General features: G+C 68.0%; 10 protein-coding genes. 3 read left to right on the top strand and 7 right to left on the bottom strand.

Going from position 1 to position 12,416, the window contains the following annotated elements; translation table 11 throughout:
• The 3 genes from JYJ84_RS16065 to JYJ84_RS16055 all read left to right on the top strand — a co-directional run.
• The coding region (locus JYJ84_RS16065) for a thioredoxin family protein (protein WP_205189280.1) at nt 1-1,405 on the top strand (1,405 nt) is incomplete at its 5' end.
• Between the two features lie 123 nt (nt 1,406-1,528).
• Nucleotides 1,529-2,224 carry a peptide-methionine (S)-S-oxide reductase MsrA gene (gene msrA, locus JYJ84_RS16060; protein WP_122950301.1) on the top strand — a complete coding sequence of 232 codons (696 nt, stop codon included), beginning with the start codon at nt 1,529-1,531 and terminating at the stop codon, nt 2,222-2,224.
• A gap of 239 nt (nt 2,225-2,463) precedes the next feature.
• Nucleotides 2,464-3,579: an aromatic ring-hydroxylating dioxygenase subunit alpha gene (locus JYJ84_RS16055; RefSeq protein ID WP_122950300.1), complete on the top strand. Its 1,116-nt coding sequence runs from the start codon at nt 2,464-2,466 to the stop codon at nt 3,577-3,579.
• 34 nt (nt 3,580-3,613) lie between these two features.
• On the opposite strand, the gene JYJ84_RS16050 is transcribed toward JYJ84_RS16055, so the two are convergent.
• The 7 genes from JYJ84_RS16050 to JYJ84_RS16020 form a co-directional block, all read right to left on the bottom strand.
• Nucleotides 3,614-4,003, bottom strand: a complete 390-nt coding sequence (locus JYJ84_RS16050) for a cytidine deaminase (protein WP_122950299.1) — start codon at nt 4,001-4,003, stop codon at nt 3,614-3,616.
• Nucleotides 4,004-4,117: 114 nt separating this feature from the next.
• Nucleotides 4,118-5,434 carry a thymidine phosphorylase gene (gene deoA, locus JYJ84_RS16045; protein ID WP_122950298.1) on the bottom strand — a complete coding sequence of 439 codons (1,317 nt, stop codon included), beginning with the start codon at nt 5,432-5,434 and terminating at the stop codon, nt 4,118-4,120.
• A gap of 39 nt (nt 5,435-5,473) precedes the next feature.
• Nucleotides 5,474-6,748 (bottom strand): NupC/NupG family nucleoside CNT transporter, encoded by a 1,275-nt coding sequence (locus JYJ84_RS16040; RefSeq protein WP_122950656.1) that lies wholly within the window; start codon nt 6,746-6,748, stop codon nt 5,474-5,476.
• Between the two features lie 349 nt (nt 6,749-7,097).
• The gene (hydA, locus tag JYJ84_RS16035; RefSeq protein ID WP_122950297.1) at nt 7,098-8,555 is read right to left on the bottom strand and encodes a dihydropyrimidinase; all 1,458 of its coding nucleotides are present in this window, start codon (nt 8,553-8,555) and stop codon (nt 7,098-7,100) included.
• Between the two features lie 61 nt (nt 8,556-8,616).
• Entirely contained in the window at nt 8,617-10,125 is a 1,509-nt protein-coding gene (locus JYJ84_RS16030) for an NCS1 family nucleobase:cation symporter-1 (protein ID WP_122950296.1), read from the bottom strand.
• A gap of 101 nt (nt 10,126-10,226) precedes the next feature.
• The gene (preA, locus tag JYJ84_RS16025) at nt 10,227-11,546 is read right to left on the bottom strand and encodes an NAD-dependent dihydropyrimidine dehydrogenase subunit PreA (protein WP_122950295.1); all 1,320 of its coding nucleotides are present in this window, start codon (nt 11,544-11,546) and stop codon (nt 10,227-10,229) included.
• A 64-nt stretch (nt 11,547-11,610) separates the two neighbouring features.
• Nucleotides 11,611-12,416 (bottom strand): FAD-dependent oxidoreductase (locus JYJ84_RS16020; RefSeq protein ID WP_205189278.1); only part of this gene is annotated, 806 nt, incomplete at its 5' end.

Below are 12,416 nucleotides of genomic sequence, written 5' to 3'. Positions count from 1 at the left end.
CACGACGCTGCTGCTCGTCGCGTATGCGGCCGGCGCGGCGACGTCGCTCGGCGTCGCGCTCGTGATCGGCGGCAAGGTGTTCGCCGCGATGAAGCGCTCGCTCGGCGCCGGCGAATGGATCAAGCGCGGGATCGGCGTGATGCTGCTGGCCGGCGTCGGCGCGATCGCGCTCGGCCTCGATACGGGCGCGCTGGCCCAACTGTCGACCGCCACGACGGGCGGGCTCGAGACGAAGCTCGTCGACCGGCTCGGCGGGCGTTCGAACGGCGCACCGGCGGCGATAGCCGCGGCGGGCAACCCGGCGGACAACTCGGCAAACGGCGCCGCGAACGGTTCGGGCGGCGCGATGATGGCTGCGACAGCCGAAGCCGAACAGGCCGGCGGCGCGATGATGCGCGCGGTGGATGCGACGCATGCGCCGGCCGCGCTGCCCGTCGAAGGCACGCTGCCGCCGCTCGACGGCGCGGTGCAGTGGCTAAACTCGCCGCCGCTGACGGCGGCCGGCCTGCGCGGCAAGGTCGTGCTGGTCGATTTCTGGACCTACTCGTGCATCAACTGCCTGCGCACGCTGCCGTACACGACCGCATGGGCACGCAAGTACGCGCCGTACGGGCTCGTCGTGATCGGCGTGCACGCACCGGAGTTCGCGTTCGAGCGCGACATCGGCAACGTGAAGAAGGCCGTGCACGACCTCGGCATCGACTACCCGGTCGCGATCGACAACGGTTATTCGATCTGGCGCGCGTTCGGCAACGAATACTGGCCCGCGCACTACTTCATCGACGCGCAAGGGCGCATCCGCCATCACCACTTCGGCGAAGGCGAATACGCGCAATCGGAGCGCGCGATCCAGTCGCTGCTTGCCGAAGCCGGCCATCCGGAAGCGCTGAACGTGCCGATCGGACTCTCCGGCGCCCCCGCGAAGGGTGCGCTCGCGGCGGGCGACAGCGCGGACGTGCGCTCGCCCGAGACCTACGTCGGCTACGCACGCGCTGAGGATTTCACGTCGCCGGGCGGCGTCGTGCGCGATGCAGCGCATCGCTACGACGCGCCGGCGCACCCCGATCTCAACGACTGGGGCCTCGCCGGCACGTGGCAGGTCGGCGCCGAACGCGCGTCGCTCGCCGCCCCGTCGGGACGGATCGTCTACCGCTTCCACGCCCGCGACCTGCACCTCGTGCTCGGCCCGGGCGCGAACGGCCAGCCCGTGCGGTTTCGCGTAACGATCGACGGCGCGGCGCCCGGTGCCGCGCATGGCACCGACGTCGATGCACAGGGCTACGGCACCGTCACCGGGCAGCGCCTGTACCAGCTCGTGCGGCAGTCCGGCGCGATCGCCGACCGCACGTTCGCAATCGAGTTTCTCGATCCCGGCGTGAATGCATATGCGTTCACGTTCGGCTGATCCCGGCAGGATGCGGCGCACCGGCGCCGCGTCCAGGCTTCCCGCTTTCCATTCCGGTTTCCCAAGGAGCGCACCGTGAATACCCTCTCCCCACGCGGTTCCGCGCCGCAACGGCGCACGGCGATGCTGCGCCGCATCGGCGCCATCGCCGTCGCGGCCGCCGCCGTGTTCGGCTACCAGCGCATCGTCAATTCCGCCGAGCCGATGCGCACCGTGCCCGCGCCGACGCTCGACGAAACACCTGGCGCATCGCACGACGAGACGGCCGTGCTCGCCGGCGGCTGCTTCTGGGGCGTGCAAGGCGTGTTCGAGCACGTGAAGGGCGTGAAGCAGGTGACGGCCGGCTATGCGGGCGGTGCGTCCGAAACCGCGCACTACGCGCTCGTCGGCTCGGGGCTGACCGGGCACGCGGAATCGGTTCGCATCGTCTACGACCCGACCCAGATCACGTACGGCCGGCTGCTGCAGGTGTTCTTCTCGGTCGCGCACGATCCGACCGAGCTCAACCGGCAGGGCCCCGACGAAGGCTCGCAATACCGGTCGGCGATCTTCCCGACCACCGCGCAGCAACGCGCGGTCGCGACCGCGTACATCGCGCAGCTCGGCACCGCACACGTGTTTCCGGCGCCCGTCGTTACGCGCGTCGAGGACTACAAGGGGTTCTACCCGGCCGAGGCCTATCACCAGAACTACCTCGAGCTGCACCCCGACGCGCCGTACATCGCGTACAACGACATGCCGAAGATCACCGGGCTGAAGCAGTACTTCCCGGCGCTGTACCGCACCGACGCAGTACTGTGGCGCGATGCGCGCTCGTGACCGGCAAGCGGCCGCGTGACGGGGCGACGCCTGTCGCGCGGCCAAGGCCCGTGCGGCCACGCACGGCCGGCGCGCGCCGTCTTCGGCCCGGGTTGCGCTGCATCAACGAAACCGCCTCCGCCGTGCCGGGGCAAACCCGCATCGCGTCCGCCGTGACAGGCAAGTTCGCGTAGACTTCTCCAGATCCCCGCCGCGTCATGCGGCGCCCGGAATCCCAGTCCAGCCTGGAGGCGTCACGCATGCGCGCAGTGCCCTTCCCTGACAGCGGCACCCTTGGAGAACCCTCTTCCGGCGCGGTCGTGCGCGACTTGCGCCGCGTGCCGATTCATCCCGATCACTGGTACCCGCTCGCGTGGTCGCGCGAGCTGAAACGCGGCAAGACGCTCGGCGTGCGCTTCGCCGGCGATCCGATCGTGCTCGTGCGCACCGAATCCGGCGCCGTATATGCGCTCGAGGATCGTTGCGCGCACCGCCAGGTGCCGCTGCACGCGGGCGTCGTGAGCGGCGAGACGCTGCGCTGCTGCTATCACGGCTGGACCTACGCGTGCGACAGCGGCCAATGCGTCGACGTGCCCTATCTAGGCCGAGAGCGCTTGCCGAACGGCGTACGTGCGTATCCATGCCGCGAGGCGCACGGGCTGATCTTCGTGTTCCCGGGCGACGCGACGCTCGCCGGCGAACGGCCGTTTCCTGCACTCGAATCGGCTGAAAACCGCACGTACAAGACGCGTCGCTTCGGCCGCGAGGTCAAGTGCCACTACTCGTTCATGCACGAGAACCTGATGGACATGAACCATCAGTTCCTGCATCGCAAGCAGATGGGACAGATGCGCGCGCGTTCGCTGGGCCGGCGCCGCGGCGACGACTGGGTCGAAGTCGACTACACGTTCGCGCGGATGGAAGGCAAGCAGCCGGTCGGCGAGGCGCTCGTGTTCGGCGCGAGCAAGAAGACGGCCGACCAGTCCGACAAGAGCGTGATGACGGTGCGCACCGGCTACCCGTACCAGACGCTGCAGATCCGCTCGAGCGAAGGCACGCTCGTGATGGACCTGTGGATCGTCTACGTGCCGCTCGACGCCGAACAGCGCACCAACCGCACGTTCGGACTGCTGTCGATCCACAAGCCCGGCATCCCGTTCGCGCTCGATCTCGCGTGGCCGCTGCTCGTCTGGTTCACCGAACGCATCTTCCGCGAGGATCGCTGGATCGTCGAGCGCGAGCAGGAAGCGCACGATCGCCAGGGCGCCGACTGGAACCACGAGGTGTTCCCGGTCATCAACGAGTTGCGCGACCTGCTGCGCCAGTGCGGTGCGCGCACGGTGATCCCGATCCGCGACGCGCGCGACGGCGCGTAACGTGAATGGCGCGTGACGTGAGAAGCGCGCGCCGTTACAACCGGAACGCGCCCGGCAGCAATGCATGGGCCGTCGTAACCTCGACGGCCCCTTTCAGGTTGGCCAGGATCACTTCGATGTCGGGCGTGCCGACCTCGATGATCACCTGACGGCACGCGCCGCACGGCGCGATCGGGCCGTCCGTGTCGCCGACGACCGCGAGCCGCGTGAAATCCCCCGGACGATAACCGGCGGCGATGGCCGAAAACATCGCCGTGCGCTCCGCGCAGTTGCAGAGTCCGTAGGACGCATTCTCGACATTGCAGCCGTGAAAAATCGTCCCGTCGCGCGCCTGCAGCGCCGCGCCGACCTTGAAGCGCGAATACGGCGCATACGCGCGTTCGCGCGCCGCCTTCGCCGCTTCGATCAGTTCGTGTCGTTCCATCTCGTCGTGCCCTCGATTGTGTGCGGGGATGTATCGGCGCGGCCAAACCCCGGCCGTCACGATACTCCCGTGACGTGAAGTGAAGTGATCGCCGATGCCCGCACCGGCGATCGGTCAGCCGATCTGCTGATAAATCGTCGGCGGCGCATCACCCGTTTCGCCCAGCACGTAGCTGCGCTGGATCGCATCCACCGCGTGCGCCGCGGCGGCGGCGTCGCGGGCATGCACATAACCGAGCGGCTGGCCGGCATCGACACGCTGCCCGATCTCCGCGAGCGCCGTCAGGCCGACGCTGTAGTCGATCGCATCCGCCGCGCGCGTGCGCCCGCCGCCAAGCGCGACGACCGCCAGCCCGAGCGCGCGGCAATCGACTCGCTGCACCACGCCGCTCGAGCGCGACGGAACCGGTACGATCACCTCCGCCCGCGCAAGATGACGCGCCGGCGCGTCGAGCAGGTCCGCGGGTCCGCCGAGCGCCGTGACCATCCTCGCGAAGCGTTCCGCCGCCGCACCCGAATCGAGCGCGTGCTGCAACTTCGCACGCGCTTGCGCGACGTCGCGTGCCAGCCCGCCGGTGACGAGCAGCTCCGCCGACAGTGCCATCGTGACGTCATGCAGGCGCGCCGGTCGCGACTTGCCCGTCAGGTAGTCGATCGCGCACGCCACTTCGAGTGCATTGCCCGCGCACGGTGCGAGCGACTGGTTCATGTCGGTGAGGATCGCGGTCGTCTTCATGCCGGCGCCGTTGCCGACGTCGACGATGCTGCGGGCCAGTTCCGCCGATTGCTCCGCAGTGGGCATGAATGCGCCGGAGCCGACCTTGACGTCCATCACGAGCCCGTCGAGTCCGGCCGCGAGTTTCTTCGACAGGATCGACGCGGTGATCATCGCGACCGACTCGACGGTCGCCGTCACGTCGCGAATCGCATAGATGCGCATGTCGGCCGGCGCCAGCCGCGCGGTCTGCCCGATGATCGCGACGCCGACGTCGCGCACCGTGCGGCGAAACGCGTCCGTATCGGGCGTCACGTCGTAACCGGGTATCGCGCTCAGCTTGTCGAGCGTGCCACCGGTATGGCCTAGCCCGCGCCCCGAGATCATCGGCACGTAGCCGCCGCACGCGGCCACCATCGGCCCGAGCATCAACGACACGACATCGCCGACGCCGCCGGTCGAATGCTTGTCGATCACCGGTCCGTCGAGATCGAGCGCGCGCCAGTCGAGCACGTCGCCCGAGTCGCGCTTCGCGAGCGTCAGCGCGACGCGCTCGTCGACGTTCAGGTCGTTGAAGAACACGGCCATCGCAAACGCGGCCACCTGGCCCTCGGTCACGCTGCCGTCGGTCACGCCGCGCACGAACGCGGCAATCCCGTCACGGTCGAGCGGTTGCCCGTCGCGCTTCCGGCGAATGAATTCCTGCGGTAAAAACATCGTTGCCTCTCCTCGATCGGTCGGAGTCTACTGCACGGTTCAATGCAGCGAGAAGAACAGGCCGGCGATCGCGGCGCTCATCAGGTTCGACAGCGTCGCGGCCGTCAGCGCGCGCAGGCCGTGCCGCGCGACTTCCGAGCGGCGCTCGGGCGCGACCGCGCTGAAGCCGCCCGCGAGAATCGCGATCGACGAGAAGTTCGCGAAGCCGCACAGCGCGAACGACACGATCGCGAGCGTCTTCGGGTCGAGCACCTGCAGGCCAGCGGCCGCGACGTGCTCGCCGCCTTTCAGGTACGGCGACAGGTCGCCGTACGCGACGAACTCGTTGAAGATCAGCTTCTCGCCGATGAAGTTGCCAGCCAGTGTCGCGTCATGCCAAGGCACGCCGATGATCCACGCGAGCGGCGCGAACAGGTGGCCGATGATACCCACCAGCGTGATCTGCGGAAAGCCCGCGAACGCGGCCACGCCGCCGACGATGAGGTTCATCAGCGCGATGAGCCCCACGAACGCGATCAGCATCGCGCCGACGTTGATCGCGATCCGCAGCCCGACCGACGCGCCGGACGCCGCCGCCTCGATCACGTTGGCGGCGCGCTTGTCGTCGAAGTCGAGCCCGTCGACCACGACGCGGCTCGGCTCGACCGTCGGATACAGCAGCTTGCCGAACAGCAGCCCGCCGGGTACCGCCATGAACGACGCGGCGAGCAGGTATTCCATCCTCACGCCGAGGCCGGCGTAGCCGACCAGCACCGAGCCTGCGACCGACGCCATGCCGCTTGCCATCACCGTGAAGATCTCGGCACTCGTCATGTTTCGCACGAACGGCTTCACGAGCGCGGGCATCTCGCTCTGCCCGAGAAAGATCGTCGCCACCGCCGAGCACGCCTCGATGCGGCTCACGCCGAGCAATTTCGCGAGCGCCGCACCGAGAATCGCAACGATCCACTTCATTACGCCGATGTAGTACAGCACCGCGATCAGCGCGGTCACGAAGATGATCATCGGCAGCACGCGCAGGCCGAACACGAACCCGCCGTCGCCGAACAGCTGGAACATCCGGCTGTCGACCAGCCCGCCGAACACGAACGCGATGCCGTGATTGCCCATGTCGAGCACGCGATTGACGCCGTTCGCGGCTGCCGCCAGCGCCGTGCGGCCCGACGGCACGAACAGCACCAGCGCGCCGATCGCCAGCTGTGTGCACAGCGCGGCGATCATGGTCCGGCCGCTCACCGCGCGCCGGTTGTTCGACAGCAGATAGGCGACCAGCAGCAGGAACAGCATACCCAGGAGACTGCGCAGAATATCCACCTCGTACTCCTTGCTCTCAATGTTGTTGGACTGTTCGGCGGGCGGCCCGGCCCGGCACACCTGCGCAACGCCGTCGGTGGATATTACTCGCCGGCATGCACGTCGACAACGCAAACAAAATGGCTTTTCTTGAGCGGCGTCGCGTGTTGCGCGGACTTGATCAGTTGTTCTATGTACCGGGAGATCGGCGAGACGAGGTCGCATTCAATTCATCCCAAATATTGAGAGAATTGACGGAATGCGGAGAGGCGGCAGGTTCGCGCCGGAGCGGTGCCGGCACGAATGGGAAAGCAGGTTCAAGCGCGGGACATGCCGTTCGAACCGACACGCCCCGCGCAAGATGCGCCGTTCAGCCGGCGCGCTCGACCGGATGCGGTTCGCGCAGCCGGTTCGCGATCCGCGCGGCCTCGTAGTAACTCGCCGCCGGCGGCCGCTTCAGATAGCGGCCGGCGCCACGCACCGCGCGCAGGTCGCCGTCGGCCCATGCGAGCGCGCCGCGCGTCAGCGTGTGCGTCGCGACGCCCTGCACCGTCATGCCCTCGAACACGTTGAAGTCGACCTGCTGGTGGTGGGTCTTCACCGAAATCGTCTTCGTCGCGGCGGGATCCCACACGACCAGGTCGGCATCGGCGCCCACCTGCACGGCGCCCTTGCGCGGATACAGGTTGAAGATCTGCGCGGCGTTCGTCGACGTGATCCGCACGAATTCGTTCGGCGTGATGCGGCCGTGATTCACGCCGTGATGCCACAGCACCGACATGCGATCCTCGACACCGCCGCAGCCGTTCGGGATCTTCGTGAAATCGTTGCGGCCCATCGCCTTCTGCGACGCGCAGAACACGCAATGGTCGGTCGCCGTCGTATGCAGTTGCCCCGCCTGCAGCCCGCGCCACAGCGCCTCGCGATGCTCGGCCGAGCGGAACGGCGGGCTCATCACGTGCGCGGCCGCACGCGTCCAGTCCGGATCGCGATAGACGGCCTCGTCGATCACCAGATGGCCCGGCAGCACTTCGCCGAACACGCGCAGCCCTTCGCTGCGCGCACGCGCGATCGCATCGACCGCATCCTTTGCGGAGACATGCACGATATACACGGGCACGCCGAGCACCTGCGCGATGCGGATCGCGCGGTTCGCGGCCTCGCCCTCGACCTCCGGCGGCCGCGACAGCGGATGCGCCTCCGGCCCCGTCATCCCGCGCGCGAGCAGTGCCTTCTGCAGCTGGAACACGAGCTCACCGTTCTCCGCGTGCACGGTCGGCAGCGCACCGAGTTCGAGCGAACGCGAGAAGCTGTTCACGAGCACCTCGTCGTCGGCCATGATCGCGTTCTTGTACGCCATGAAGTGCTTGAAGCTCGACACGCCATGTTCGCGCACGAGCGTGCCCATGTCGCGGTACACGCTGTCGTCCCACCACGTCACGGCCACGTGGAAACCGTAATCGGCCGCCGCCTTCTCGGCCCAGCCGCGCCATGCGTGAAACGCATCCATCAGCGGCTGCTTCGGGCTCGGGATCACGAAGTCGATGATGCTCGTCGTGCCGCCCGCGAGCCCGGCGGCCGTACCCGAGTAGAAATCGTCGCTCGCGGTCGTGCCCATGAACGGCAGCTCCATGTGCGTATGCGGATCGATGCCGCCCGGCATCACGTACTGGTCGTGCGCATCGACGACGGTCGCGCCGGCCGGTGCGTCGATCTGCTCGGCGATCTGCAGAATCGTGCCGCCATCCTCCGGGGCTGCGCAGAGTACGTCCGCGCGATAGGAGCGGTCCGCATCGACCACGGTGCCGCCGCGAATCAGGATTGCCATTTGTTTGCCTCCTCGTTGACTGTCGGGTGCCGCATCAAGCGCATCGCACGCATCGCGTGCGTCATGCGCTCGCGATCTGCGCGTGCTGTCCGGCGCGCCACTTCATCCAGGTGCCGTACACGCATGACGCCAGCACGAGGCCGACGAACCACGCGTACGTGTAAAGGGTGTTGAAGAACGCCGGCACGTTCGGAAACGACGCCGGAAAAGCCGTGTGCAGGAAGCCGGGCAGGTTCGGCAGCACGCCGATCGCGAGCGCGGCCAGCGCGGCCGGATTCCAGCCGCGTGCGTAGCTGAAGCCGCCGCGCTCGTCGAACAGCGCGCGCGTGTCGAGCCGCGTGCCGCGAATCAGGAAGTAGTCGACCATCAGGATCCCCGCCACGGGCCCGAGCAGCGCCGAATAACCGACGAGCCAGGTGAAGATGTAGCCATCCGTCGTCGCGAGGATCTTCCACGGCATCATCACGATCGCGATCGTCGCGGTGATCATCCCGCCCGTGCGATACGAGATCGCCTTCGGCCACAGGCTCGAGAAGTCGTAGGCCGGGCCGACGAGGTTCGCGGCGAGGTTGCAGCACATCGTGTCGAGCGTGAGGATCACGAGCGCGATGCCCACGCCGACGCCCGTCATCCGGCTCGTCAGGTCGATCGGGTCCCAGATCGCGTTGCCGTAGATCACGACGGTCGCCGACGTCACGACGACCGATACCACCGACAGCAACGCCATCGGCAACGGCAGCCCGATCGACTGGCCGATCATCTGGTCGCGCTGAGAATGCGCGAAGCGCGTGAAGTCGGGAATGTTCAGCGCGAGGGTCGCCCAGAAGCCGACCATCGCGGTCAGGCCCGGCCAGAAGGTCGCCCAGAACAGCCCGGCCTTCTTGCCGCCCGCCGCGAACTGCGACGGCGCCGACAGCATCGTGCCGAAGCCGCCCGCCTTCGACGTCGCCCACCACACGAGCGCCACGCACATAACGACCTTGATCGGCGCGGACCAGCTTTCGAGCCAGCGGATCGAATCGGTGCCATGCCAGATGAAGTAGATCTGCAACGCCCAGAACACGAGGAAGCACACGAGCTGCCCGACCCCGATGCCGACGATCGGCAGCGCCGCGCCGTGCAGCGCGTTGCCGGTCAGGATGTTCAACAGCGTATAGATTGCGCTGCCGCCGAGCCAGGTCTGGATCCCGTACCAGCCGCATGCGACGATCGCGCGCAACAGCGCCGGCAGCTTCGCACCCTGTGTGCCGAACGACGCGCGCACGAGCACCGCGTACGGAATCCCGTGCTTCGCGCCCGCATGCCCGATCAGCAGCATCGGCACGAGCACGATCAGGTTGCCGAGCAGCACGGTCGTCACGGCCTGCCACGGCGACATGCCTTCCTGGATCAGCCCGGCCGCGAGCATGTACGACGCGATGTTCATCACCATCCCGACCCATAGCGCCGCGAAGTGATACCACTTCCACGTGCGCTGCGCCGGCGTCGTCGGCGCGAGGTCGTCGTTGTACAGGCTGCCGCCCGGCGCCGCGGCGCTATCGGGATCGGCGGGATTCGCTGCGTGATTCATCTGGCGCACTCCACGAAAACGTCAGCGCCGGCATCATGCGATGCCGGCCCGGGTGGAACGAAAAGCGGCGGTGCAGGATGGCCCGCGCCGCCGGACGCCGGTCAGGCCGCCTTCTTCGCGTGCTTCTCGGGTGCCGGCGCCGCACCGGCACTCGCTCCCGCCTCCGCGCTCGCCGGATTGTTCGGATGCGTGGTCCAGTTCGCGTAGTCGCCCGAATCGACACGCTCCATCGTGATGCATTGCTCGACCGGACACACATGCATGCAAAGATTGCACCCGACGCATTCCGAATCGACCACTTCGAAGTGGCGCACGCCGTCCTTCGTCGCCGTGATCGCCTGGTGCGACGTGTCCTCGCACGCGATATGGCACAGCCCGCACTGGATGCAGCGGTCCTGGTCGATGCGCGCCTTGATGTCGTACTTCAGGTTCAGGTATTTCCAGTCGGTCACGTTCGGCACCGCGCGGCCGCGGATGTCGTCGAGCGTCGCATAGCCCTTCTCGTCCATCCAGTTCGACAGCCCGTCGGTCAGATCCGACACGATCCGGAAGCCGTAGTGCATCGCGGCGGTGCACACCTGCACGCTGCCGGCGCCGAGCACCATGAATTCGGCCGCGTCGCGCCAGTTCGAGATGCCGCCGATGCCCGAGATCGGCAGGTTCGGCGTTTCCGGATCGCGCGCGATCTCCGCGACCATGTTCAACGCGATCGGCTTGACCGCCGGGCCGCAATAGCCGCCGTGCGTGCCCTTGCCGTCCACGGTCGGCATCGGCGCCATGTGGTCGAGATCGACCGCGACGATCGAGTTGATCGTGTTGATCAGCGACACGCCGTCCGCACCGCCCTTGTACGCGGCGCGCGACCCCATCCGGATGTCGCTGATGTTCGGCGTGAGCTTCACGAGGCACGGCAGCTTCGTGCCTTCCTTCACCCAGCGCGTGACCATCTCCACATATTCGGGTACCTGTCCGACTGCCGCCCCCATCCCGCGCTCGCTCATCCCGTGCGGGCAGCCGAAGTTCAGCTCGACCGCGTCGGCGCCCGTATCCTCGACGAGCGGCAGGATCCATTTCCAGTCGCGCTCGTTGCACGGCACCATCAGCGACACGATCAGCGCGCGATCCGGCCAGTCGCGCTTTACCTGCGCGATCTCTCTCAGGTTCACGTCGAGCGGACGGTCGGTGATCAGCTCGATGTTGTTCAGCCCCGCAATGCGCTGACCGTTCCACTGCACGGCGCCGTAGCGTGAACTGACGTTGACGACATGCGGATCCAGCCCGAGCGTCTTCCAGACGACGCCGCCCCAGCCCGCCTCGAACGCGCGGTTCACGTTGTAGGCCTTGTCGGTCGGCGGCGCGGAGGCGAGCCAGAAGGGATTCGGCGAAGTGATGCCCGCGATGGTGCAGCGAAGGTCGGCCATGTTCGGCTCCGTGAGAGTGGGGTCGTGTTCGTTGTGCTCGTGGTGTGTGACGCGCGATGCGCGGTCACGCAGCCTTCGCGTCGCGCTGCGCGAGCGTCGCGTCGATCGACGCGGCCGCGCGCTTGCCGTCCTGCACGGCCTGCACCGTAAGGTCGACGCCGCCCGTCGCCGCGCAGTCGCCGCCGGCCCACACGTCGGGCCATGCGGTGCGCCCGTCCGCGTCCGCCGCGATGCGCGCGCCGTCCGCCGTCAGCAGCGTAGCGTCGATGCCTTCCGGCACCAGCGTCTGGCCGATCGCCTTCAGCACCATGTCCGCGTCGACGGTGAAGCGCTCGCCTGACGCCGCCTCGAACTCGACACCCGTCACCTGCCCGTTCGCGCCGGCCATGCGCACCGGCTTCGCGTGCGTGACGAGCGTGACGCCGCTCTTCTGCGCGAACTCGCGCTCGGCCCACGTCGCGCTCATCGCATCCACGCCGCGCCGGTACACCATCGTCACGCGCTCGGCGCCGAGCTTGCGGCTCTGTACCGCCGCATCGATCGCCGTGTTGCCGCCGCCGATCACGACCACGCGCCGCCCGACCGGCACGTTCTCCAGCGCATCGGCCTGCCGCACCTGCTCGATGAAGTCGACCGCGTTCATCACGCCACCCAGTTGCTCGCCGTCGATCGAGAGCGCACGCACGCCGCCGAGGCCCATCGCGAGAAACACTGCATCGTGCTGCTCGCGCAACGCGTCGAGCGTCATGTCGCGGCCAAGCGCGACGCCGGTTTTCAGTGTGATGCCGCCCACCGACAGCAGCCACTCGACCTCACGCTGCGCGAAATCGTCGACGGTCTTGTACGCGGCGATTCCGTATTCGTTGAGGC

It is taken from the genome of Burkholderia sp. LMG 13014, from assembly GCF_905232215.1.
Taxonomy (GTDB): domain Bacteria; phylum Pseudomonadota; class Gammaproteobacteria; order Burkholderiales; family Burkholderiaceae; genus Burkholderia.
Note: the sequence above shows the minus strand (reverse complement) of the source record. Positions and strands in the feature narration are given on the sequence as shown.

Bases quoted from the DNA above. Each gene is read 5' to 3' on its own strand.
- JYJ84_RS16030 (WP_122950296.1), bottom strand. From the start codon at position 10,125: ATGAATCACGCAGCGAATCCCGCCGATCCCGATAGCGCCGCGGCGCCG.
- deoA (WP_122950298.1), bottom strand. From the start codon at position 5,434: ATGTTTTTACCGCAGGAATTCATTCGCCGGAAGCGCGACGGGCAACCG.
- JYJ84_RS16050 (WP_122950299.1), bottom strand. From the start codon at position 4,003: ATGGAACGACACGAACTGATCGAAGCGGCGAAGGCGGCGCGCGAACGC.
- JYJ84_RS16055 (WP_122950300.1), top strand. From the start codon at position 2,464: ATGCGCGCAGTGCCCTTCCCTGACAGCGGCACCCTTGGAGAACCCTCT.
- preA (WP_122950295.1), bottom strand. From the start codon at position 11,546: ATGGCCGACCTTCGCTGCACCATCGCGGGCATCACTTCGCCGAATCCC.
- msrA (WP_122950301.1), top strand. From the start codon at position 1,529: ATGCTGCGCCGCATCGGCGCCATCGCCGTCGCGGCCGCCGCCGTGTTC.
- hydA (WP_122950297.1), bottom strand. From the start codon at position 8,555: ATGGCAATCCTGATTCGCGGCGGCACCGTGGTCGATGCGGACCGCTCC.